At 54.9% G+C, this 21,444-nt stretch carries 22 protein-coding genes; 16 read left to right on the top strand and 6 right to left on the bottom strand.

Translation table 11 applies throughout. The annotated features are described in order from the left end of the window. Window positions 1–156: 156 nt before the first annotated feature. Together ABLU78_RS19780 and menI are read left to right on the top strand one after the other, a co-directional pair. The gene (locus ABLU78_RS19780; protein WP_015367023.1) at window positions 157–3,213 is read left to right on the top strand and encodes an FAD-binding and (Fe-S)-binding domain-containing protein; all 3,057 of its coding nucleotides are present in this window, start codon (window positions 157–159) and stop codon (window positions 3,211–3,213) included. Beyond that, window positions 3,210–3,620, top strand: a complete 411-nt coding sequence (gene menI / locus ABLU78_RS19775; protein WP_015367022.1) for a 1,4-dihydroxy-2-naphthoyl-CoA hydrolase — start codon at window positions 3,210–3,212, stop codon at window positions 3,618–3,620. Before ABLU78_RS19780 ends, menI begins: the two co-directional genes overlap by 4 nt. A gap of 47 nt (window positions 3,621–3,667) precedes the next feature. Here menI and ABLU78_RS19770 read toward each other — a convergent pair whose 3' ends face one another. Beyond that, on the bottom strand, window positions 3,668–3,856 hold the full coding sequence (locus ABLU78_RS19770; RefSeq protein ID WP_015705124.1) for a YegP family protein: 189 nt from the start codon (window positions 3,854–3,856) through the stop codon (window positions 3,668–3,670). Window positions 3,857–4,024: 168 nt separating this feature from the next. Here ABLU78_RS19770 and ABLU78_RS19765 point away from each other — a divergent pair, with 168 nt between their 5' ends. After that, window positions 4,025–4,273 (top strand): GlsB/YeaQ/YmgE family stress response membrane protein, encoded by a 249-nt coding sequence (locus ABLU78_RS19765; RefSeq protein WP_015367020.1) that lies wholly within the window; start codon window positions 4,025–4,027, stop codon window positions 4,271–4,273. Window positions 4,274–4,769: 496 nt separating this feature from the next. Here ABLU78_RS19765 and ABLU78_RS19760 read toward each other — a convergent pair whose 3' ends face one another. Continuing rightward, window positions 4,770–5,369 (bottom strand): hypothetical protein, encoded by a 600-nt coding sequence (locus tag ABLU78_RS19760; RefSeq protein WP_046884213.1) that lies wholly within the window; start codon window positions 5,367–5,369, stop codon window positions 4,770–4,772. Window positions 5,370–5,547: 178 nt separating this feature from the next. Here ABLU78_RS19760 and ABLU78_RS19755 point away from each other — a divergent pair, with 178 nt between their 5' ends. Next, entirely contained in the window at window positions 5,548–6,345 is a 798-nt protein-coding gene (locus ABLU78_RS19755) for an MBL fold metallo-hydrolase (protein ID WP_047045971.1), read from the top strand. Between the two features lie 46 nt (window positions 6,346–6,391). Here the strand turns inward: ABLU78_RS19755 and ABLU78_RS19750 are convergent, their stop codons facing one another. Then, window positions 6,392–6,793, bottom strand: coding sequence for a hypothetical protein (locus ABLU78_RS19750; protein ID WP_032707813.1), 402 nt, complete (start codon window positions 6,791–6,793; stop codon window positions 6,392–6,394). Window positions 6,794–7,154: 361 nt separating this feature from the next. On the opposite strand from ABLU78_RS19750, the gene sufA reads away from it, so the two are divergent. From sufA to ABLU78_RS19715, 7 genes are all read left to right on the top strand, one after another. Continuing rightward, a complete protein-coding gene (sufA, locus tag ABLU78_RS19745; RefSeq protein ID WP_015367014.1) occupies window positions 7,155–7,532 on the top strand; it encodes a Fe-S cluster assembly scaffold SufA in 378 nt (125 codons plus the stop codon). A gap of 2 nt (window positions 7,533–7,534) precedes the next feature. Beyond that, window positions 7,535–9,022, top strand: coding sequence for a Fe-S cluster assembly protein SufB (gene sufB / locus ABLU78_RS19740; protein WP_015705129.1), 1,488 nt, complete (start codon window positions 7,535–7,537; stop codon window positions 9,020–9,022). 16 nt (window positions 9,023–9,038) lie between these two features. Further along, a complete protein-coding gene (gene sufC / locus ABLU78_RS19735) occupies window positions 9,039–9,785 on the top strand; it encodes a Fe-S cluster assembly ATPase SufC (protein WP_015367012.1) in 747 nt (248 codons plus the stop codon). Continuing rightward, window positions 9,760–11,031 (top strand): Fe-S cluster assembly protein SufD, encoded by a 1,272-nt coding sequence (gene sufD, locus ABLU78_RS19730; protein WP_015367011.1) that lies wholly within the window; start codon window positions 9,760–9,762, stop codon window positions 11,029–11,031. Before sufC ends, sufD begins: the two co-directional genes overlap by 26 nt. Beyond that, on the top strand, window positions 11,028–12,248 hold the full coding sequence (sufS, locus tag ABLU78_RS19725; protein WP_048228674.1) for a cysteine desulfurase SufS: 1,221 nt from the start codon (window positions 11,028–11,030) through the stop codon (window positions 12,246–12,248). The genes sufD and sufS overlap by 4 nt, the downstream gene beginning before the upstream one ends. 11 nt (window positions 12,249–12,259) lie before the next feature. Continuing rightward, a complete protein-coding gene (gene sufE, locus ABLU78_RS19720) occupies window positions 12,260–12,676 on the top strand; it encodes a cysteine desulfuration protein SufE (protein ID WP_048228675.1) in 417 nt (138 codons plus the stop codon). A gap of 100 nt (window positions 12,677–12,776) precedes the next feature. Then, window positions 12,777–13,763, top strand: a complete 987-nt coding sequence (locus ABLU78_RS19715) for a L,D-transpeptidase family protein (RefSeq protein ID WP_020079084.1) — start codon at window positions 12,777–12,779, stop codon at window positions 13,761–13,763. A gap of 60 nt (window positions 13,764–13,823) precedes the next feature. Here ABLU78_RS19715 and ABLU78_RS19710 read toward each other — a convergent pair whose 3' ends face one another. Together ABLU78_RS19710 and pykF are read right to left on the bottom strand one after the other, a co-directional pair. Next, window positions 13,824–14,060: a major outer membrane lipoprotein gene (locus ABLU78_RS19710; protein WP_002908860.1), complete on the bottom strand. Its 237-nt coding sequence runs from the start codon at window positions 14,058–14,060 to the stop codon at window positions 13,824–13,826. A 312-nt stretch (window positions 14,061–14,372) separates the two neighbouring features. Then, window positions 14,373–15,785 (bottom strand): pyruvate kinase PykF, encoded by a 1,413-nt coding sequence (gene pykF, locus ABLU78_RS19705; protein ID WP_015705134.1) that lies wholly within the window; start codon window positions 15,783–15,785, stop codon window positions 14,373–14,375. 137 nt (window positions 15,786–15,922) lie between these two features. Between pykF and ABLU78_RS19700 the strand changes: the two genes are divergently transcribed. Beyond that, the gene (locus ABLU78_RS19700) at window positions 15,923–16,054 is read left to right on the top strand and encodes a hypothetical protein (RefSeq protein ID WP_161799851.1); all 132 of its coding nucleotides are present in this window, start codon (window positions 15,923–15,925) and stop codon (window positions 16,052–16,054) included. A 235-nt stretch (window positions 16,055–16,289) separates the two neighbouring features. Further along, complete coding sequence (gene fumD, locus ABLU78_RS19695) at window positions 16,290–16,502, top strand: fumarate hydratase FumD (protein ID WP_015367006.1); 213 nt, start codon at window positions 16,290–16,292, stop codon at window positions 16,500–16,502. A 26-nt stretch (window positions 16,503–16,528) separates the two neighbouring features. Here fumD and ABLU78_RS19690 read toward each other — a convergent pair whose 3' ends face one another. Continuing rightward, window positions 16,529–17,167: a TetR family transcriptional regulator gene (locus tag ABLU78_RS19690; RefSeq protein WP_015367005.1), complete on the bottom strand. Its 639-nt coding sequence runs from the start codon at window positions 17,165–17,167 to the stop codon at window positions 16,529–16,531. A gap of 127 nt (window positions 17,168–17,294) precedes the next feature. On the opposite strand from ABLU78_RS19690, the gene ABLU78_RS19685 reads away from it, so the two are divergent. The 3 genes from ABLU78_RS19685 to ABLU78_RS19675 all read left to right on the top strand — a co-directional run bounded on the left by ABLU78_RS19685 (window position 17,295) and on the right by ABLU78_RS19675 (window position 21,396). After that, window positions 17,295–19,145, top strand: coding sequence for a sugar phosphate isomerase/epimerase and 4-hydroxyphenylpyruvate domain-containing protein (locus ABLU78_RS19685; protein WP_048228676.1), 1,851 nt, complete (start codon window positions 17,295–17,297; stop codon window positions 19,143–19,145). 76 nt (window positions 19,146–19,221) lie between these two features. Beyond that, window positions 19,222–20,544: an MFS transporter gene (locus tag ABLU78_RS19680; protein WP_048228677.1), complete on the top strand. Its 1,323-nt coding sequence runs from the start codon at window positions 19,222–19,224 to the stop codon at window positions 20,542–20,544. Window positions 20,545–20,559: 15 nt separating this feature from the next. Continuing rightward, window positions 20,560–21,396: a shikimate 5-dehydrogenase gene (locus tag ABLU78_RS19675; RefSeq protein WP_015367002.1), complete on the top strand. Its 837-nt coding sequence runs from the start codon at window positions 20,560–20,562 to the stop codon at window positions 21,394–21,396. The last annotated feature ends 48 nt before the right edge of the window (window positions 21,397–21,444 follow it).

Raw genomic sequence — 21,444 nt, 5'->3', positions numbered from 1 at the left:
AATAATATCAATAATTTCGCGCGCCTGATTTTGCCCGTAAATCTCGTGGGCGGATATGAAAAAAATGTGATAAAAAGTTGAGTGCGCCACGCAAACGTTTAATTTGCACATTATTACATCTTCTAAACACAACATATTCAGGCAGGGTCAAGCGTCATGATCCCACAGATTTCTCAAGCGCCGGGCGTCGTTCAGCTGGTGCTGAATTTTTTGCAAGTACTGGAGCAACAAGGTTTCACCGGCGATACCGCCACCAGCTATGCCGACCGGCTCACCATGGCGACCGATAACAGCGTCTATCAGCTGTTGCCGGACGCCATTCTGTTTCCCCGTTCCACCGCAGACGTCGCTTTACTGGCGCGACTGGCGGCGGAGCCACGCTTTAAATCGCTGATTTTTACCCCACGCGGCGGTGGTACCGGCACCAATGGTCAAGCGCTGAACGCGGGGATTATCGTCGATATGTCGCGCTATATGAACCGTATTATCGAAATCAACCCCGAAGAGGGATGGGTGCGGGTCGAAGCCGGGGTAATCAAAGACCAGCTTAACCAGTTTCTTAAGCCCTACGGCTATTTCTTTGCCCCTGAACTGTCGACCAGTAACCGCGCGACGCTCGGCGGTATGATCAATACCGATGCCTCCGGACAGGGGTCATTGGTCTACGGTAAAACCTCCGATCATGTGCTTGGGGTGCGCTCGGTGCTCATGGGTGGCGATATCCTTGATACCTTACCCATTCCCGCCGCGCTGGCGGAAACGCTGGGGCGCGAGCAGTCAGCGATTGGCCGCATCTACCGTACCGTCTATCAGCGCTGCAAAGCGCAGCGTCAGCTGATCATCGATAAATTCCCAAAACTGAACCGCTTCCTGACCGGCTACGATTTGCGTCACGTGTTCAATGATGAGATGAGCGAGTTCGACCTGACGCGCATTCTGACCGGCTCCGAAGGCACGTTGGCATTTATTACCGAAGCGCGGCTCGATATTACGCGTCTGCCGAAGGTACGCCGGTTGGTCAACGTCAAATATGACTCTTTTGATTCGGCGCTGCGTAACGCCCCCTTCATGGTTGAAGCAAAGGCGCTGTCGGTGGAGACCGTCGATTCGAAGGTCCTTAATCTGGCGCGCGAAGATATCGTCTGGCACTCGGTGAGCGAACTGATCGCCGATGTGCCGGAAAAAGAGATGCTGGGGCTCAATATCGTTGAGTTTGCCGGTGATGATGCTGAATTAATAGATGGCCAGGTAACCACCCTGTGTCAGCGTCTTGATGAGCTGATGGCGCAGGGCGCCGCCGGGGTGATTGGCTGGCAGGTCTGTCATGAACTCGATGGTGTCGAGCGCATCTATGCCATGCGTAAAAAGGCGGTAGGTCTACTGGGCAATGCTAAAGGCGCCGCTAAACCGATTCCTTTTGCAGAAGATACCTGCGTGCCACCGGAGCATCTGGCGGATTACATCACCGAGTTTCGTGCTTTACTCGACGGACATGGTCTGAGCTACGGCATGTTTGGACACGTCGACGCCGGCGTGCTGCACGTTCGTCCGGCGTTGGACATGTGCGATCCGCAGCAGGAGGTGCTGATGAAGCAGATCTCCGACGAGGTGGTGGCGTTGACGGCCAAATATGGCGGTCTGCTGTGGGGCGAACACGGTAAAGGTTTCCGCGCCGAGTACAGTCCGGCCTTCTTTGGCGAGGAGTTATATAGCGAACTGCGTAAAGTGAAAGCCGCTTTTGATCCGGATAACCGATTGAATCCGGGGAAAATTTGCCCGCCCGAAGGCGTTGACGCGCCGATGATGAAAGTCGATGCGGTGAAACGCGGCACCTACGATCGCCAAATTCCCATCGCCGTGCGTAGCGCCTGGCGCGGCGCGATGGAGTGTAACGGCAACGGTCTGTGCTTTAACTTCGATGTAAAAAGCCCGATGTGTCCGTCAATGAAGGTCAGCAATCAGCGCATCCATTCGCCGAAAGGCCGCGCGACGCTGGTGCGCGAATGGTTACGCCTGCTGGCCGACCGCGGGATAGACCCGAACAAACTGGAGCAAGAACTCCCGGAGAAAGGTGTAAGCCTGCGCGCCCTGATCGAGCGTACCCGCAACAGCTGGCATGCGCGTAAAGGCGAATATGATTTCTCACATGAAGTGAAAGAGGCCATGTCCGGCTGTCTGGCCTGTAAGGCCTGTTCAACCCAGTGTCCGATTAAGATTGACGTGCCGGAATTCCGTTCCCGCTTCCTGCAGCTTTATCACAGCCGCTACCTGCGTCCGGTACGCGACCATCTGGTTGCGACGGTCGAGTCCTACGCGCCGCTGATGGCCCAGGCGCCAAAAACATTCAACTTCTTTATCAATCAGCCGTGGATGCGCAAGCTGTCGGAAAAACATATCGGTATGGTCGATCTACCGTTGCTCTCCGTGCCGTCGCTCAAGCAGCAGCTGGCAGGCCATCGTTCCGCCAATACCACGCTTGAGGATCTGGAGGCGATGAGCGTCGAACAGCGTGCGAAGAAGGTGCTGGTGGTACAGGATCCGTTTACCAGCTATTACGAAGCGCAGGTGGTGGCTGACTTTGTCCGCCTGATTGAAAAAATTGGCTATCAGCCGGTGCTGTTGCCGTTCTCGCCGAACGGTAAAGCGCAGCATATCAAGGGGTTCCTGACGCGCTTTGCGCGTACCGCGCAGAAAACCGCTGATTTTCTCAACCGCGTAGCGCGGCTGGATATACCGATGGTTGGCGTCGACCCCGCGCTGGTGCTCTGCTATCGCGATGAATATAACCAGACGCTGGGCGAGAAACGCGGCGATTTTCGCGTGATGCTGGCGCATGAGTGGCTGACCCAGGCGATAGCGCCATCGGCCGGCCAGGACAATAGCGGCGAACCCTGGTATCTGTTTGGCCACTGTACGGAAGTGACGGCGCTACCGGCCGCGCCCAAACAGTGGGCGGAAATATTTGCCCGTTTTGGGGCGAAAATGGAGTACATCAGTACGGGTTGCTGCGGTATGGCCGGTACCTATGGTCATGAAGTGAAAAACCATGCCAACTCGCTGGCGATTTACGCGCTTTCCTGGCAGCAGGCGATGGCGCGTTTACCGCGCAGCCGCTGTCTGGCTACCGGTTATTCCTGCCGCAGTCAGGTGAAGCGTATCGAAGGCAGCGGAGTGCGTCACCCGCTGCAGGCTCTGCTGGAGATTATCGGATGATTTGGAAACGTCAGGCTTCGCTAGCGCAGCTTAACGCGATGGGCGAGGGGAACATGGTTGGCCTGCTGGATATTCACTTTGTGGCCATCAGCGATAACGCCATTGAAGCGACGATGCCGGTGGATCACCGCACACATCAGCCATTTGGCCTGCTCCACGGCGGCGCATCGGTGGTTCTTGCTGAAACGCTGGGTTCGGTCGCGGGCTATCTGTGTACCGAAGGGGAACAGAAAGTGGTCGGCCTGGAAGTGAATGCCAACCATATTCGTTCGGTACGCAGCGGGCGGGTGCGTGGGGTTTGTACCGCGCTACATGTGGGGTCGCGCCATCAGGTGTGGCAAATCGATATCTCCGATGAGCAGGGGCGTTTGTGCTGCTCATCACGACTGACCACCGCCGTGGTGTAGCGGTCGGCAGAATAATTTAAGGGGATGCACTTGCATCCCCTTCTTGTTTATTGCGTTTCGTCCTTAATGACCTCGCTGACACCGTTTTTCTGTACCGAGGCGATGCCCTTTTTGGCCGCATCTTTCGATGAGTACATCTCACTGGTGGCGATGGTCTCATGGTTGTCCGCCTTCAGCAGAAAATACCACGGCTGTGGGACGCTCTTATCAGACTTTTTCAGTACGTAATACCCCATTCTTCACCCCTTTCGTTATTAACGAGCACTGAATAATCTGTAGACCAGGGCTAGCGAAACGGCAAGCAATCATCTAATAAATATATATTTGTTAAATCATTCGTTGTAATTATGCTACTATTTTAATTACGAAATACTTTCACGGTAACAAAGAGGATGGAGTTAACCATGGGTATCATTTCCTGGATCATTTTTGGTCTGATCGCTGGTATTTTGGCTAAGTGGATTATGCCGGGCAAAGACGGCGGTGGGTTTATTGTCACCGTGATCCTCGGTATTATCGGTGCGGTAGTCGGTGGCTGGATCAGTACGTTATTCGGCTTTGGCAAGGTTGACGGTTTTAACTTCGGCAGCTTTGTTGTGGCGGTGATTGGCGCAATCGTTGTGCTGTTTATCTACCGTAAAGTGAAGAGTTAATACGCCGAGCGCATATTCACTCTGAAACAGTAAACCGCCGTTCACCACGGCGGTTTTTTTATGCCCGCGACAGACGCTCGTAAACAAAAAAAAGCCCGCTGGATACCCGCGGGCGAACCCATTTTGGCAAATTTTTTCGGCTGCCTCCTGACAAAGGGCGTAAACTCCGTTTTGCAGGATGGTAAGGCGCAGCCTGACTGCTTCCCGGCTGGAGAAGCAGCGAGGTAATTTTATGTTTAATCCCGGGGTTACATAAGCTGACAAAAACAGTAGGGGGAGGGTTACTCCAGCAACACGCTCATCACCAGCAGCACTACCATGCACATCGACATAATACTGATATCAATCATCCTGTACGACACTCGCTCCCGTAAACCATAATCCGACTTTGCATCGGTAAACATTTACAAACGACGCGAATTGTACATGAGTAAACGCTGCCTAAACCAACCCTGTTTTTAAGAATTAACCGATCGCATCACAAAATTGAATCGTTCTATTCGTCGCCAGCTGCGCCGATTGGCGCTTTGGCGAAAATCTGTAGCCGGGCTTCGGAATTGTAAAATGGAATCAGCAGAAAAGCTAAACCCGCGCCACCGGTTGCATACTGCACTGCCAGATCGGCGCTGTGGGTGATAAATATTTGATGTCCCCCCCAACTACAACCCACGCTCATATCCGGAGTACAGTTTTTCCATTTGCTAAGTAACTCGCCACTTTTCGTCAGATATAAATACTTCGTGTCCGAACCCGATGGCGGCGTCGCGGATTCGGCTAACAAGGCGAACGTTTGAGTACTTACTACTTTCCCTTGCTCGTCTAACGATGAAGCCTGCAGCGTGGCGGTGGGGAAATTGAAACGTAATTCAATGGCTGCGGCATTTTTATCACTGACGTAAAAAACCTGCGTTAAATTATCCGCACCCCAATATTTTCCGCCGCTGGGTTGCAGCGGTTTGATCTTAAATCGATATACGTTCTGCGTGCGTATATCCTGGCGCTGGGAGTACTCGGCATTGTATTGCGCGCTTTGCGGCGCGTTAACCGAGCAGCCGGTAAGTAACCCCATTAATATTAGTGCTGTAAATTTGCGCATCCTTTTTCCCGGCGATCGTTCATCTACTGGTGCCGGTTGATTATGCCCGTTATGACAAACGATAAAAAACACAGAACGCTACCAAAGCAGGTAGGTTTTTGCGCTCTGCACAATCTGCCACACCGCTAAAATAAGCTGTGCCATGCTTGTTATCGGATGCTGGAATAGAGAGAAAGAGATGACGATTACGCTATGCAAAGCTTGTGGTACCTCATATAAATTTAGCGAAAACCCTCCGCAACATTGCCCGATATGCGAAGACGAGCGGCAATTTATTCCGGTGGGCGGCCAGCAGTGGATTGCATTAAATAAGCTCACCGCATCGCACAGCAATAAGTGGCAACAGCATAACAGCGCGCTTTTTAGCATTCGCACTATTCCTGGCTTTGCCATTAATCAGCGGGCATTTCTGCTGCGTACGCCGCAGGGCAATATTCTATGGGACTGCATCGCCAACCTCGATGAGGCGACAAAAACGCTGGTTTCCGCGCTGGGTGGGCTGAAAGCCATCGCTATCTCGCATCCGCATTACTACAGTTGTATGCAGGATTGGGCGGCGGAGTTCAAGGCGCCAATCTATCTGCACGGGGATGACCGCCAGTGGGTCATGCGCGACAGCCCGTGGATTACCTTTTGGGAGGGCGATAGCCTGCAACTGACGGCCGATGCCAGTCTGATTCGCCTGGGGGGGCATTTTGCTGGTGGCTGCGTCCTGCACTGGGCGCAGGGCGACGGCCTGCTATTATCCGGCGATATTGTCCAGGTGGCGCCCGGAGCAAACGCCGTTTCTTTCATGTGGAGCTATCCCAATATGCTACCGCTGCCGTCATCAACGGTTACTGATATCATTCATCGCCTTGCTGGCGTGAAATTCAGCCAAATCTACGGCGCGTTCGAGGGGCGGGAGATTCTGAATAACGCCGGGGAGATCGTCCGTCGCAGCGGGGAAAAGTATGTTGCTTGTTTGCGAAAGTAAGATGGGAGTTCGACAACGCCAGCTGCTATCCGTTGTCTCAGGTATTTCAATCCGTAAACGTCAGCCTGATTGAATTTTCAGTCGCAGCAATATAGGCGCTTTTATCGGTGCCTTGCAAAGACCAGCGGGTGCCGAATACCGGATCTTTTTCCTGGCGATAACCTAAAGCGCGTAGGTATTCAGACAAGATGTTTTCGTCCGTATCCCTGGCGTATTCAATCTCGTCTATCTGGGGGGAGGCGCCATCAGCAGCCCTGAAGTGAATCGGCGTGCTGTCATTGATGAGGGGGGCATGTTTAACTTCGCTCGGTGCAATCAGATAGAAGGTGAGCCAGTCCGCGCGCGAGTAATCGGCGCTAGCCGCCATGGCAATCGACGCGGTTTTATATATCCCGCACAACACGACAGCCAAAACCGCGAGCGAACTAAATTTCGTGACCTTCGTCATTAGAGTTCCTTTATGAACGACCTGCTTATCCTGTGATTTTCTGCGGTAGATTAACCCCCTTCATATCCCCAACCCTGACGAAAAGTGCCATTTCCGGTCTCTATCGCATAAATCGGTATTTTCGATACATCTTTTCCATTGCCGCTTCGCCTGTGCTCTTATTCTCAATAACTTATTATTTATCAATCTATTAAATATAAGAATTGCTTCCTGATAACCCCTTCACCAGGGTCTATGCTTATAGAAAAGCGCAGAAACGGGCGAAATGGCCGAATACCCCTGCTCCGGCAGGGTTGAAGTGATAATCATTATCACTAACATGAGGGTATGGCCCGATGGCGGCACTCGATGAGGTAGAGCGATGGAACTACAAACAAACACCTTTAATCCTGACGATTTCAACTGGCAGGGGCTAACGATGACCCCCGCTGCGGCGGCCCATATTCGCGATCTGATGCACAAACAGCCGGACAAACAGGGACTGCGCCTGGGGATTAAAACCAGCGGCTGCGCCGGTTTTGGCTACGTGCTGGAAATGATTGCCGAGCCGGCGGACGACGATCTGCTGTTTGAACGCGACGGTGCCAAGCTGTTTGCGCCGCTGCAGGCGATGCCGTTCATTGACGGTACCGAACTGGATTATGTTCGCGAAGGCTTAAATGAAATATTCAAGTTTCATAACCCGAAAGCGCAGCACGAATGCGGCTGCGGCGAAAGCTTCGGGGTTCAGGCGGAGTAACTATGTCTCGAAATACTGAAGCAACTGACGATGTCAAAAGCTGGACCGGCGGCCCGCTCAACTATAAAGAAGGCTTTTTTACCCAGCTACAAACCGATGAGCTGGCCAAAGGCATTAATGAAGAGGTGGTACGCGCGATTTCCGCTCGTCGTAATGAACCGGAGTGGATGCTCGAATTTCGTCTCAACGCCTTTAAGGCCTGGCAGGAGATGGAGGAGCCGCACTGGCTGAAAGCGCATTACGATAAGCTTAATTATCAGGATTACAGCTACTACTCGGCGCCATCCTGCGGCAACTGCGACGAGACCTGCGCCTCGGAGCCCGGCGCGGTGCAACAGACCGGGGCAAACACCTTCCTGACAAATGAAGTCGAGGAAGCCTTTAACCTGCTCGGGGTACCGGTACGCGAAGGCAAAGAAGTCGCGGTGGACGCCATTTTCGACTCGGTATCGGTGGCAACCACCTATCGCGAGAAGCTGGCGGAGCAGGGGATCATCTTCTGCTCCTTTGGCGAAGCGATTCACGATCATCCGGAACTGGTGAAAAAGTATCTCGGTACCGTAGTGCCGGGCAACGACAACTTCTTCGCTGCGCTGAACGCCGCGGTCGCTTCCGATGGCACCTTTATCTACGTGCCGAAAGGTGTGCGCTGTCCGATGGAGCTGTCGACCTATTTCCGCATCAACGCCGAGAAAACCGGCCAGTTTGAACGTACGATTCTGGTCGCCGACGAGGGTAGCTACGTGAGCTATATCGAAGGCTGCTCGGCGCCGGTACGCGACAGCTATCAGCTGCATGCGGCGGTGGTTGAAGTCATCATTCATAAAGATGCGGAAGTGAAGTACTCCACCGTGCAGAACTGGTTCCCCGGCGACAACAATACCGGCGGCATCCTTAACTTCGTCACCAAGCGCGCGCTGTGCGAAGGCGAAAACAGCAAGATGTCGTGGACCCAGTCGGAAACCGGTTCGGCTATAACATGGAAATACCCGAGCTGCATTCTGCGCGGCGATAACTCGATCGGCGAATTCTTCTCGGTGGCGTTGACCAGCGGCCATCAGCAGGCGGATACCGGGACCAAAATGATCCATATCGGCAAGAACACCCGTTCGACCATCATCTCGAAAGGGATCTCCGCCGGACACAGCCAGAATAGCTATCGCGGACTGGTCAAAATTATGCCGACCGCGACGAACGCCCGGAACTTCACCCAGTGCGATTCGATGCTGATCGGCCCGGACTGCGGGGCGCATACCTTCCCGTATGTCGAATGCCGCAATAACAGCGCCCAGCTGGAACACGAAGCCACCACCTCGCGGATTGGTGAAGACCAGCTGTTTTACTGCCTGCAGCGGGGTATTAGCGAAGATGATGCGATCTCAATGATCGTCAATGGATTCTGTAAAGACGTGTTCTCAGAATTGCCGCTGGAGTTCGCCGTCGAAGCGCAAAAATTGCTGGCTATTAGCCTTGAACATAGCGTCGGCTGATAATTAAGGAAAAAAGATGTTAAGTATTAAAGATTTGCAAGTCGCCGTAGAAGACAAAGAGATCCTGCGCGGGCTGAACCTTGAGGTGCGCCCCGGCGAAGTCCACGCGATCATGGGCCCTAACGGCTCAGGGAAAAGTACGCTCTCGGCTACCCTCGCCGGACGGGAGGATTACGAAGTCACCGGCGGCAGCGTCGAGTTTAAGGGCAAAGACCTGCTCGAACTCGCCCCGGAGGATCGCGCCGGGGAGGGCATTTTTATGGCTTTTCAGTATCCGGTGGAAATTCCAGGCGTCAGTAATCAGTTTTTCCTGCAAACCGCGCTCAACGCCGTACGCGCCTATCGCGGCCTGGAGGCGCTGGATCGTTTCGATTTCCAGGATTTAATGGAAGAGAAGATCAAACTGCTGAAGATGCCGGAAGATCTGCTAACTCGTTCGGTGAACGTTGGTTTCTCCGGCGGCGAGAAAAAACGCAACGATATTCTGCAAATGGCGGTGCTTGAGCCCGAGCTGTGTATCCTCGATGAATCGGATTCCGGGCTGGATATTGATGCCCTGAAGATTGTCTCGGAGGGGGTTAACTCACTGCGTGACGGCAAACGCGCCTTTATTATCGTCACCCACTATCAGCGTATCCTTGATTACATCAAACCGGATTATGTCCACGTGCTGTATCAGGGGCGAATCGTCAAGTCGGGCGATTTCACTCTGGTTAAACAACTGGAGGAGCAGGGCTATGGCTGGCTTACCGAACAGCAGTAACGCGCTGCAGCAGTGGCATCATCTGTTTGAAGCACAGGGCGAAGAACGCACGCCGCAGGCCAATCAGCATTTGCAACAGCTGTTGCGCCTGGGGTTGCCGACGCGCAAACATGAAAACTGGAAATATACACCGCTGGACGCGCTGCTAAGCGGCACGTTTGTTGCGACGCCGGCTACACTCAGCGTGGCGCAGCGCGACGCGCTGGCGCTCAACCTCGACGCCTGGCGGATGGTGTTTATTGATGGCCGCTTCAGCCCGGCGCTCAGCGACGATCTCACCGCTAGCGGTTTTGACGTTAGCGTTGATAACCAGCGCCAGCATCTGCCGGATGCGGTACAGCCGGAAGTGTTTCTTCATCTCACCGAAAGTCTGGCGCAGACGGTAACCCGCATCGACGTGAAGCGCAATCAGCGCCCGGAGAAACCGCTGCTGCTGATGCACATTACCAGTGGACTGGCCGGCGACGAGCTTAATACCGCTCACTATCGCCATCATCTGGCGCTGGAGAGCGGGGCGCAGGCGACCATCATCGAACACTATATTAGCCTTGATGAGCAGCGGCATTTCACCGGCGGACGCCTGACGATGTCTGTCGCCGACAACGCCCATCTGCAGCATATCAAGCTGGCGTTTGAAAATGGGCAAAGCTACCACTTCGCCCATAACGATCTGCTGCTTGGCCGCGATGCTTCGGCATTCAGCAGCAGCTTCCTGCTGGGCGGCGCGGTGTTACGACACCATACCAGTACCCGTCTGGCCGGTGAAAACAGCAATCTGCGCATTAACTCGCTGGCGATGCCGGTGAAAAACGAGGTCTGCGACAGCCGTACCTGGCTCGATCACCGCGTTGGCTACTGCAACAGCCGTCAACTACACAAAACCATCGTCAGCGATAAGGGGCGGGCGGTATTTAATGGCCTGATTAACGTCGCGAAACACGCGCTGAAAACCGATGGTCAGATGACCAATAACAATCTGTTGTTGGGAAGGCTGGCGGAAGTCGATACCAAACCGCAGCTGGAAATTTACGCGGACGACGTCAAATGCAGCCACGGCGCCACCGTCGGTCGTATCGATGACGAACAGCTGTTCTATCTGCGCTCGCGCGGCATCGAACAACAGGCGGCGCAGCAGATGATCCTTTACGCCTTCGCCGCCGAACTTACTGAAGCCATTAGCGATGACGCGCTGAAACAACAGGTGTTGGCGCGCATTGGCAAGCGCCTGCCGGGAGGGGATGCATGACATTTTCAGTAGAACGCCTGCGCGCCGATTTCCCGGTGTTGAGCCGAGAGGTTAACGGCCAACCATTGGTTTATCTCGATAGCGCCGCCAGCGCGCAGAAACCGGAAGCGGTGATTAACGCCGAAGCCGAGTTTTATCGCCATGGTTACGCTGCCGTCCATCGTGGTATCCATACCCTGAGCGCCGAAGCGACGGCGCGGATGGAGCAGGTACGCCAGCAGGCGGCCGCTTTTCTTAATGCCCGCTCGCCGGAAGAGCTGGTGTTCGTACGAGGTACCACCGAAGGCATCAATCTGGTAGCCAATAGCTGGGGCGGGGCTAACGTCGGGGCCGGCGATAATATTATCGTCAGCGAAATGGAACACCACGCCAATATCGTGCCGTGGCAGATGCTCTGTGCCCGCGTCGGCGCCGAGCTAAGAGTGATCCCGCTCAACCAGGACGGTACCCTACAACTCGATGTTATTCCCGGTCTATTTGACGACCGCACCCGGCTGCTGGCGATAACCCAGGTGTCGAACGTACTGGGGACAGAAAACCCGCTATCGGCGCTGATCCCGCTGGCGCATCAGCATGGCGCGAAGGTGCTGGTGGATGGCGCGCAGGCGGTGATGCATCACCCGGTGGATGTGCAGGCGCTGGATTGCGATTTTTACGTCTTCTCGGCGCATAAGCTGTACGGGCCGACCGGGATCGGCGTGCTGTACGCCAAAGAAGCGTTGCTGCAGGAGATGCCGCCGTGGGAAGGCGGCGGGTCGATGATTGCCACCGTCAGCCTGAGGGATGGCACCACCTGGGCGAAAGCGCCGTGGCGCTTTGAAGCCGGCACGCCGAATACCGGTGGAATTATTGGCCTCGGCGCCGCGTTGGACTACGTCAGCGAGATTGGGCTTGAGCAGATCGGCGAATATGAGCAGACGCTGATGCGCTATGCTCTCGAGGAGCTGAAAAAGGTGCCGGATTTGACGCTTTACGGCCCGCAACATCGTTTGGGCGTTATCGCTTTTAACCTCGGGAAACATCATGCCTACGATGTCGGCAGTTTTCTCGATAACTACGGTATTGCGGTGCGTACCGGACACCATTGCGCGATGCCGCTGATGGCGTTCTATCAGGTTCCGGCGATGTGCCGGGCGTCGCTGGCGATGTACAATACGATGGAAGAGGTGGATCGGCTGGTGGCCGGGCTGCAGCGGATCCACAAATTACTGGGTTAAAGGACGCGACTATGGCGGCATTACCAGACAAAGACAAATTGCTGCGCAACTTTTCTCGCTGCGCTAACTGGGAAGAGAAGTATCTCTACATCATTGAACTCGGCCAACGCCTGGCGCCGCTCAGCGCGGAAGAACACATCGCGCAGAATATTATTCAGGGCTGCCAAAGCCAGGTGTGGATCGTGATGGAGCAGGAGCCATCCGGCGTGATTACCCTACGCGGCGATAGCGATGCGGCCATCGTCAAAGGGCTGATTTCGGTAGTATTCATCCTTTATGACCGCATGACCGCGCAGGATATTAGCGAATTCGATGTACGCCCGTGGTTTGAAAAAATGGCGTTGACCCAACATCTTACCCCCTCCCGCTCGCAGGGCCTTGAAGCGATGATCCGCGCAATTCGCGCGAAAGCCGCAAATCTTAGCTAGAATAAACAGGTAGATTTCATTCTGTTACGTGCGACGAAGGCGAACGCTTTCGTCGCCGCGCAGATCCTGGCGTTTTATCAGCGAAAGAAGGAATCTCAGTATGAAACGCGCGTCTCTCATCGCAATGACCCTTCTCGCAGCTCTGAGCGCGCAGCACGGCGCCTGGGCTGTCGATTATCCGCTTCCCCCGGCCAACAGCCGTTTGATTGGCCAAAACCAATACTGGACGGTACAGGAAGGGGATCGCAACCTGCAGGCTATCGCCCGCCATTTCGACACGGCGGCGATGCTGATTCTTGAAGCCAACGATACGATTGCGCCGGTGCAGCCGAAGCCGGGCACACGGGTCTTAATCCCATCGCAGATGCTGCTGCCGGATGTCCCGCGTGAAGGCATTGTCGTCAACCTGGCCGAGCTGCGGCTGTACTATTTCCCGCCGGGGCAAAATCAGGTGCAGGTTTATCCGCTCGGCATTGGCCAGTTGGGGCTGGAAACGCCGGAGATGACCACCCGCGTCGGGCAGAAAATCCCTAACCCGACCTGGACGCCGACTGCCGGTATTCGCGCGCGCTCGCTGGAGAAGGGCATTAAGCTGCCGCCGGTGATCCCCGCCGGGCCCAATAACCCATTAGGCCGCTACGCGCTGCGACTGGCCTACGGTAACGGCGAGTATCTGATCCACGGCACTAATGCGCCTGATAGCGTCGGGCTACGGGTGAGTTCCGGCTGTATGCGAATGAACGCTGACGACATCAAGGCGCTGTTCAGCCAGGTGCGCGCCGGCACGCCGGTACGGATTATCAATCAGCCGGTGAAGTTCGCGGTAGAACCCGATGGTAAACGCTATGTAGAGGTCCACAGGCCGCTTTCGCAAACTGAAGGGGAAAATACCCGGACAATCTCTTACACGCTTCCTGCCGCGTTTCACGCCTTTTCTGACGATAAAGCGGTGGATGACCTGCAACTGAAAAAAGCGCTGTCGCGAAGAGCGGGCTATCCGGTGGTGGTTTCTGAAGGGGCGGGCAGCGCGACGACCGAGCTGTCGGCACAGAACAGCCAGCAGAATGACACTAAACTGACGCAGTAGGGTAAAACAACAGGCAAAAAAAATGGCGCACAATGTGCGCCATTTTTATTACCAGAACTCTTACTTACGGTAAGAGTGAGCCTGGTTGTCCAGACGCTGGTTAGCGCGAGCTGCGTCGTCTTTAGCAGCCTGAACGTCAGAACGCATTGCGTTCACGTCGTTGCTCAGCTGGTCAACTTTAGCGTTCAGAGTCTGAACGTCAGAAGACAGCTGATCGATTTTAGCATTGCTGGAGCAACCAGCCAGCAGAGTAGAACCCAGGATTACCGCGCCCAGTACCAGTTTAGTACGATTCATTATTAATACCCTCTAGATTGAGTTAATCTCCATGTAGCGTTACAAGTATTACACAAACTTTTTTGGGATGAGAATATTTTTTTTACCCGAATGCACTTATTTTTGATCGTTCGCTCAAAGAAGCATCGAATTCGTAGATCTAGTTTAAAAAGCGCTGTGAAAACAGAAGGCTTCCATCGGATTCATCTTAGATAATCTCTTATTAAATAGTAAAATCCGATTTGCATTTTTATTAAGAACAGCTAGTGAATGAATAAAAAAAAGCGCCCCGACTGGAGCGCTTTAAAAAAAGATAAAATAACCTGTAAATTATTACAGCACGTGCACGGAGGCGGTGTTAGTGGTGCCGCTTGGAACCAGCGCGCCGGAAACCATCACAACCACGTCCCCTTTACGCGCCAGGCCGCTCTGCAGCGCCAGCTCTTTACCCAGGTGGTAGAAATCATCAGTAGAGGCGATCTCTTTCACCAGCTGCGGTACTACGCCTTTGCTCAGGACTAACTGACGAGCGGTAGTTTCGTTGGTGGTCAGCGCCAGGATAGTGGCGTCCGGGAAGTATTTACGCACGGCGCGCGCGGATTTACCGCCCTGGGTAGCGACGACAATCAGCGGCGCTTCCAGTTTTTCAGCGGTTTCAACAGCGCCGCGGCAAACCGCTTCGGTAATACGCAGTTTACGGTTGTCGTTGTTGTAATCCAGACGGCTGGTCATCACGCGGTCGGTACGCTCGCAGATGGTCGCCATAATGGTAACGGCTTCCAGCGGGTATTTACCTTTCGCGGATTCGCCGGACAGCATTACGGCGTCGGTGCCGTCGAGGATGGCGTTAGCGACGTCGCCTGCTTCAGCGCGGGTCGGACGCGGGTTTTTGATCATGGAATCCAGCATCTGGGTCGCGGTGATAACGACTTTGCGCGCGCGGATACATTTTTCGATGATCATCTTCTGTGCGAAGATAACTTCTTCAACCGGGATTTCAACGCCCATATCACCGCGCGCAACCATGATGCCGTCGGATGCTTCGAGGATTTCGTCGAAGTTGTTCAGGCCTTCCTGGTTTTCGATTTTAGAGATGATCTGGATGTTTTCGCCGCCGTGCGCCTTCAGGTGCTCGCGGATTTCAACCACGTCAGAACGCTTACGGATAAAGGAAGCGGCTACGAAATCAACGCCTTGCTCACAACCGAAGATCAGGTCCTGCTTGTCTTTTTCAGCCAGCGCCGGCAGAGCGATAGAGACGCCCGGCAGGTTAACGCCTTTGTTCTCGCCGAGGTCGCCGTTGTTCAGCACTTTACAGATAACTTTGTTACCTTCGATCGCGGTCACTTCCATGCCGATCAGACCATCGTCGACCAGTACGGTGTTGCCGACGCTCAGGTCGGTGGTGAAGCCTTCGTAGGTCACCGCAACGATTTCATTGTTGCCGACCACGGACTTGTCAGTGGTAAAGGTAAAGGTCTGGCCCGCTTTCAGGGAGACGTCGTTACCGCCTTCCAGCTTGATGGTGCGGATTTCCGGCCCTTTGGTGTCCAGCAGGATTGCGGCTTTCTTACCGGTTTTGTTCATCACATTGCGCAGGTTCTGGATGCGCTGACCGTGTTCCGCATAGTCGCCGTGAGAGAAGTTCAGACGCATGACGTTCATGCCCGCGTCCAGCATTTTGGTCAACATCTCTTCGGATTCGGTTTTCGGACCGATGGTGCAAACAATTTTGGTCTTTTTCATGACAGTCTTAGTCTTTAAGTTGTGAAGGATATGGAAATCTCGCTCCGGGGGCGCACTGCCGCGGAGTCAAACCTGTGTTACGAAAGTTGCAATGCCACGCTCTAAGGATAGGTGACAACAAAAGAGCGTGCAGAAGAATGTGTGCTGGCGGTTCAGCCCATGAAAAGTGGCAATGTTTTGTACGTTTTTTTGTGCAGTCCAATGCGCTGAAACCATTCAAGAAAGAATCGAGGCGCATTATACGCTGCCGAAACGAAAAAGGAAAATAAAAACGGCGTTTCATTTTTAGTGTGATTAATGTAACAAAATTCACACGATTCGCTCGCGAAGCTGCAACAGACTTTTGCCGCAGCGGATCAGATTAAACGGTGTTTTATCACATTTACAAACCTATTAAAGGCAGTAAAACGCTTCATTGAGTGAAAAAAAATAGCGCAGTTTGCTTTATTATAAAATCGTATCAATAATGAATTGATTGATAATGATAATTTACGAGTCTTAATAATGGGAAATAAAGCGAAAGACGACGAACTCTATCAGGAAATGTGCCGCGTAGTGGGTAAGGTGGTATTGGAAATGCGCGATCTTGGTCAGGAGCCGAAACATATTGTTATTGCCGGTGTCGTACGCACCGCGCTGGCAAATAGCAAAATTGAACGTTCAGCGCTCACCCGCGAGGCGATGGAAAGGGTGATTCACGCGTTGTCGGGGCACTAAACCCCGCGCCCCGACATAAGTAATGCTTAAGAGATAACGAACCGAATCACCGCTTTTACCGCAATCTCGCAGTGGTGTGAAACCATTGCTTCGTCGTCGATTTCAGGCAGCGGATCGTCGAGATACAGGCTGCTAAAAGTATAAAAATTCGATACCTGATAGAAGCTAAAACTACTGATCAGCCGATGCACGTCGCGCGCCTGCAGACCGGCCTGGAAAATCCCCTGTTGCTGGCCGCGTTGCAGAATATCTTCGATAATCGACAGCGCGGTACGGTTCAGCGGTTTCAGCTCCCCGGAACCCTTCAACCACTTGCCGCGCTGCATGTTTTCCATACAGATAACTCGCATGTAGTCGGCGTGAGTGGCGTGATAGCGCACGCTCCATTTCACCAATTGCACCAGCGCCTCGACCGGCGGCAGGTGCTCCAGCCCCAGCTGTTGTTCCGTTTCACGGATCCGCGCATACACATGTTGCAGTACCGCCTGGTACAGCTGCTCTTTGCTCTTGAAGTAGTAGACCACCATGCGCTTGGTGGTTTGCGCCTCGATGGCGATCTGCTCCATACGCGCGCCGGGGAGGCCATATTCGGCAAACACGGTGATGGCGGCGGCAAAGATGCGCTCTTTCAGGGATTGTGCTTCATCATGAGCAACGAGGGACATAACGACTCCTTTTTCTATGGAGACAAAAAATACACATAATGATCACAATTTAGCAACCAAATCTGGCGCCTGTGAACCAAATGATACATAGTCAGTGCTCATGTCGAATGATGACCCGAGGACTCTTATGTTGCGTTCCATCGCTACCGTCTCGATATCCGGAACTTTACCCGAAAAGCTGCACGCTATCGCCGCGGCCGGTTATCAGGGCGTTGAAATCTTTGAAAACGATCTGCTCTATTATACGGGCACGCCGCGCGATATTCGCAACCTTGCCGCTGAATTAGGGCTAAAAATCACCCTTTTTCAACCCTTTCGCGATTTCGAGGGCGCCAGCCGCGCGCAGTTTGCCGCTAACCTGCAGCGGGCGAAGCGGAAATTCGCCCTGATGCATGAACTGGGTTGCGACACCATGCTGCTCTGTAGCAACGTCCAGCCGGACTGTTCGGCCGATATCGAACTGCAGGTCGCCGACCTGCGCGCGCTGGCCGATCTCGCCGAGCAGGAGGGGGTTGTCATTGGCTACGAAGCGCTGGCGTGGGGTACTCACGTTAACCGCTGGCGTCAGGCATGGGAACGGGTGCAGCGGGTTAACAGCCCGGCGATGGGCATCGTTCTTGATAGTTTCCATATTCTGTCGCTCGGTGATGATCTACAAGGCCTTGCCGAGGTGCCGGTTGAGAAAATCACCTTCCTGCAGCTGGCCGACGCGCCGTTGATGAAGATGGATGTCCTCGAATGGAGCCGTCATTTCCGCTGCTTCCCTGGCCAGGGACAACTGCCGCTGGTGGATTTCGCCTGTGAACTGACCCGCTGCGGCTATCGCGGACCCTGGTCGCTGGAGATTTTCAATGACGGCTTTCGCGCCTCGCCCACGGGTGCCACGGCGAAAGATGGCTATCGTTCGTTGCTGTGGCTCGAAGAGCAGACCCGTCGGCAGCTTGCGGATAGCGACGCGGCGTTATTTTCGCCACCTGCGCTACCGCACTATGACGGTCTGGAGTTTATTGAGTTCGCCGCCAGTCCGGCGGAGTCTGTCGCGCTTGGCCAGCGCCTGACGCAGTTGGGCTTTAAGCTTCAGGGCAAGCATCGTTCCAAGCAGGTTGCGCTCTGGCGTAATGGCGAGGCGCGGGTGATTGTTAACGCGCAGCCGCACAGCTGGGCCGACCATTTTCATCAGCGTCACGGCATCTCGTTGTGCGCAATGGCGCTGCGGGTGAGCCACAGCGCACCGGTTGTGGAGCGCGCCCGCGCCTACGGTTATGCCACCTGGCAGGGGGATGCCGGTCCTAATGAGAGTTCGATCCCGGCGGTTTGCGCCCCGGATGGCAGCCTGATCTACCTGGTTGAAACCGGTGACGACATCTACGCCCGCGATTTTCATTTGCAGGCAGACGCGCCGCGCGACGACTACTGCGGTATTGACCATCTGGCGTTAGGCATGGAGGCCGATAGCCGCGACAACTGGATTATCTTTTTCCGTACGGTTTTCGGCTTCAGTCTCGAACACGAACAGACGTTGCCCGACCCATACGGCCTGGTGCGCAGCCTGGCGGTTCATAGCCCGCAGGGCAATATCCGTCTGGCGCTGAATATTTCGCAAAGTCGAGCCACGCAGATAGCGCGTTCGGTCGCCTGTTATCAGGGCGCCGGGCTACAGCACGCCGCTTTTGCCTGCCGCGATTTACCCGCAACGCTCGAAAATCTGCCGCAGGCCGCGCTGAACGCGCTACCGATCCCGGCGAATTACTATGAGGATCTGCTGGCGCGCTTCGGTGGAGAGTCGCAGGTAGAGACGCTGCAACGCCTGCAAATTCTCTACGACCGTGATACCCGCGGCGGCGAATTCCTCCACCTTTATACCCGTCCATTCGCGGCGGGGCGTTTCTTCTTCGAATTGACCGAACGGCGCGACGGTTACGCCCAGTACGGCGCGGTAAATGCCGCCGTCCGCCTTTCGGCGATGCAGTACAGTTAAACGTAGCAAATGGTTCACCACACAACATCGCAAACACAATAACAACATTCATCTGTACTCAAGACAGGAAACGACTATGAACTCTTATAGCCATAACCAGGCGACGGCGGCGGATAGCGCGACCACCGCGCCTCGCTCCCGGCGGCGTATCGGGATCCTGGCGCTGCTGGCCGTCGGCACGATGATTAACTATCTCGACCGCACGGTGCTCGGTATCGCCGCGCCGAAACTGACCGCCGAGCTCGGCATTGATGCCGCCATCATGGGAATTGTCTTTTCGGCCTTTGCCTGGACCTACGCGCTGGCGCAAATCCCCGGCGGTATTTTCCTCGATCGTTTCGGCAATAAGGTGACCTATTTCCTCTCATTGGCGCTGTGGTCGCTGTTCACCTTATTTCACGGTATGGCGATTGGCTTGAAAACGCTGTTGCTGTGTCGCTTCGGGCTTGGCGTCAGTGAAGCGCCCTGTTTTCCGGTCAACAGCAGGGTAGTGAGTACCTGGTTTCCACAGCAGGAGCGCGCGAAGGCCACGGCGGTCTACACCGTCGGTGAATATCTCGGGCTGGCCTGTTTCTCGCCGCTGCTGTTCTGGATTATGGGCAGCTTCGGCTGGCGCGCGCTGTTTATCAGCGTCGGGGTTGTTGGCATCCTGTTCGCGCTGGTCTGGTGGCGTTGCTACCGCGAACCCCATCAGGACAGCCGCCTGAGCGACAGTGAACGCGAACATATTCTTCGTGGCGGCGGACTGGCTAGCGCGCAGCAGCAGCAAAACGCTTTTAGCTGGCCGCTGGTGCGCCAGCTGTTGGCAAAACGACAGGTGATTGGCGCCAGCGTCGGTCAATTCGCCGGTAATACCGTGCTGGTCTTCTTTCTGACCTGGTTTCCAACGTACCTGGCGACCGAGCGCCACATGGCGTGGTTGAAAGTAGGCTTCTTCGCCATCTTGCCGTTTCTCGCCGCGGCGGGTGGCGTGCTGTTTGGCGGCTGGCTCTCCGACAAGCTGTTGAAAGCCACCGGTTCGGCCAATCTGGCGCGTAAGCTGCCTATCGTCGTCGGACTGATGATGGCCAGCAGCATTATTTCCGCCAACTGGCTGCCGAGCGACCTGGCGGTGATCCTGATGATGTCTTTTGCCTTTTTCGGTCAGGGTATGGTTGGCCTTGGCTGGACGCTAATCTCCGATATCGCGCCGCAGGGGATGGGCGGGATAACCGCCGGCATCTTTAATTTCTGCACCAATCTGGCGGGGATCCTCACGCCGCTGATTATCGGTTTTATCGTTGCCGCTTCCGGTAGTTTTTTCTACGCGCTGGTCTATATCGGCGGCGCGGCGCTGCTTGGCGTAGTGGCCTATCTGTTTATCCTTGGCGATGTCAAACGCATCGAACTTTCGCAGTAACAACAGGAGTAGGGCATGATCATTAGTGGTCATACGCGGCTGATAGCGCATCTTGGTTATCCGACCGCCAGTTTTAAAGCGCCGATGATTTATAACCCATGGCTGGCCCATTGCGAGGCGGACGTCAAAGTGGTGCCGATGGGGGTGAAGCCGGAGGATTACGCGGCGCTGGTGCCAGCGCTGTTTTCCATGACTAACATCGTCGGCGCGCTGGTCACCATGCCGCATAAAATGGCTACCTGCGGGCTGGTAGACCAACTGAGCCCGACGGCGGCAATCGCCGGCGCCTGCAATGCCATCCGCCGCGAAGCCGACGGCAGCCTGCGCGGCGATATGTTCGATGGCGAAGGCTTTGTGCTGGGGATTAAGCGCAAGGGCTTTCAACCACAAGGAGCGCGGGCGCAGGTGTTCGGCTGCGGCGGCGTCGGCTCGGCGATTGCCGCATCGCTGGCGGCCGCAGGGGTCAGTACCTTGACGCTGTTCGATACCTCTTTATCCGCCGCCGAGGCGCTGGCGCAACGGCTGCATCAGCACTATCCGCGTCTGGAGATCGTTCTGATGCAGCGCGATCCCGCCGCGCAGGATCTGGTGGTCAACGCCACGCCGCTGGGCATGAAAGCGGATGATCCGCTACCGCTGGACGTTTCGCGCCTGTCGCCGCGTACCTGGGTCGGCGAGGTGGTGATGAGCGTTGAATATACTCCGCTACTGCGGGCGGCGCAGGCGCTGGGGTGTCCGATTCAGCGCGGTACCGATATGCTGTTCGAAATGATTCCGGCCTATCTCGAGTTCTTCCAGCTGCCGGTGGCGACGCCGGAACAGCTGCGCGAACGGGCGGAAATTCGCTACTGAATCAACAAAAATGGCGTTATCCTGGCGCTATATTTTCATCTTTATAGC

The sequence above is a fragment of the Klebsiella sp. JN_Kp122 genome (assembly GCF_040062085.1).
Lineage (GTDB): Bacteria > Pseudomonadota > Gammaproteobacteria > Enterobacterales > Enterobacteriaceae > Klebsiella > Klebsiella aerogenes.
This window is presented reverse-complemented; position numbering and strand designations above follow the sequence as displayed.

Bases quoted from the DNA above. Each gene is read 5' to 3' on its own strand.
- ABLU78_RS19780 (WP_015367023.1), top strand. From the start codon at position 157: ATGATCCCACAGATTTCTCAAGCGCCGGGCGTCGTTCAGCTGGTGCTG.
- menI (WP_015367022.1), top strand. From the start codon at position 3,210: ATGATTTGGAAACGTCAGGCTTCGCTAGCGCAGCTTAACGCGATGGGC.
- ABLU78_RS19770 (WP_015705124.1), bottom strand. From the start codon at position 3,856: ATGGGGTATTACGTACTGAAAAAGTCTGATAAGAGCGTCCCACAGCCG.
- ABLU78_RS19765 (WP_015367020.1), top strand. From the start codon at position 4,025: ATGGGTATCATTTCCTGGATCATTTTTGGTCTGATCGCTGGTATTTTG.
- ABLU78_RS19760 (WP_046884213.1), bottom strand. From the start codon at position 5,369: ATGCGCAAATTTACAGCACTAATATTAATGGGGTTACTTACCGGCTGC.
- ABLU78_RS19755 (WP_047045971.1), top strand. From the start codon at position 5,548: ATGACGATTACGCTATGCAAAGCTTGTGGTACCTCATATAAATTTAGC.
- ABLU78_RS19750 (WP_032707813.1), bottom strand. From the start codon at position 6,793: ATGACGAAGGTCACGAAATTTAGTTCGCTCGCGGTTTTGGCTGTCGTG.
- sufA (WP_015367014.1), top strand. From the start codon at position 7,155: ATGGAACTACAAACAAACACCTTTAATCCTGACGATTTCAACTGGCAG.
- sufB (WP_015705129.1), top strand. From the start codon at position 7,535: ATGTCTCGAAATACTGAAGCAACTGACGATGTCAAAAGCTGGACCGGC.
- sufC (WP_015367012.1), top strand. From the start codon at position 9,039: ATGTTAAGTATTAAAGATTTGCAAGTCGCCGTAGAAGACAAAGAGATC.
- sufD (WP_015367011.1), top strand. From the start codon at position 9,760: ATGGCTGGCTTACCGAACAGCAGTAACGCGCTGCAGCAGTGGCATCAT.
- sufS (WP_048228674.1), top strand. From the start codon at position 11,028: ATGACATTTTCAGTAGAACGCCTGCGCGCCGATTTCCCGGTGTTGAGC.
- sufE (WP_048228675.1), top strand. From the start codon at position 12,260: ATGGCGGCATTACCAGACAAAGACAAATTGCTGCGCAACTTTTCTCGC.
- ABLU78_RS19715 (WP_020079084.1), top strand. From the start codon at position 12,777: ATGAAACGCGCGTCTCTCATCGCAATGACCCTTCTCGCAGCTCTGAGC.
- ABLU78_RS19710 (WP_002908860.1), bottom strand. From the start codon at position 14,060: ATGAATCGTACTAAACTGGTACTGGGCGCGGTAATCCTGGGTTCTACT.
- pykF (WP_015705134.1), bottom strand. From the start codon at position 15,785: ATGAAAAAGACCAAAATTGTTTGCACCATCGGTCCGAAAACCGAATCC.
- ABLU78_RS19700 (WP_161799851.1), top strand. From the start codon at position 15,923: ATGTGTGCTGGCGGTTCAGCCCATGAAAAGTGGCAATGTTTTGTACGT.
- fumD (WP_015367006.1), top strand. From the start codon at position 16,290: ATGGGAAATAAAGCGAAAGACGACGAACTCTATCAGGAAATGTGCCGC.
- ABLU78_RS19690 (WP_015367005.1), bottom strand. From the start codon at position 17,167: ATGTCCCTCGTTGCTCATGATGAAGCACAATCCCTGAAAGAGCGCATC.
- ABLU78_RS19685 (WP_048228676.1), top strand. From the start codon at position 17,295: ATGTTGCGTTCCATCGCTACCGTCTCGATATCCGGAACTTTACCCGAA.
- ABLU78_RS19680 (WP_048228677.1), top strand. From the start codon at position 19,222: ATGAACTCTTATAGCCATAACCAGGCGACGGCGGCGGATAGCGCGACC.
- ABLU78_RS19675 (WP_015367002.1), top strand. From the start codon at position 20,560: ATGATCATTAGTGGTCATACGCGGCTGATAGCGCATCTTGGTTATCCG.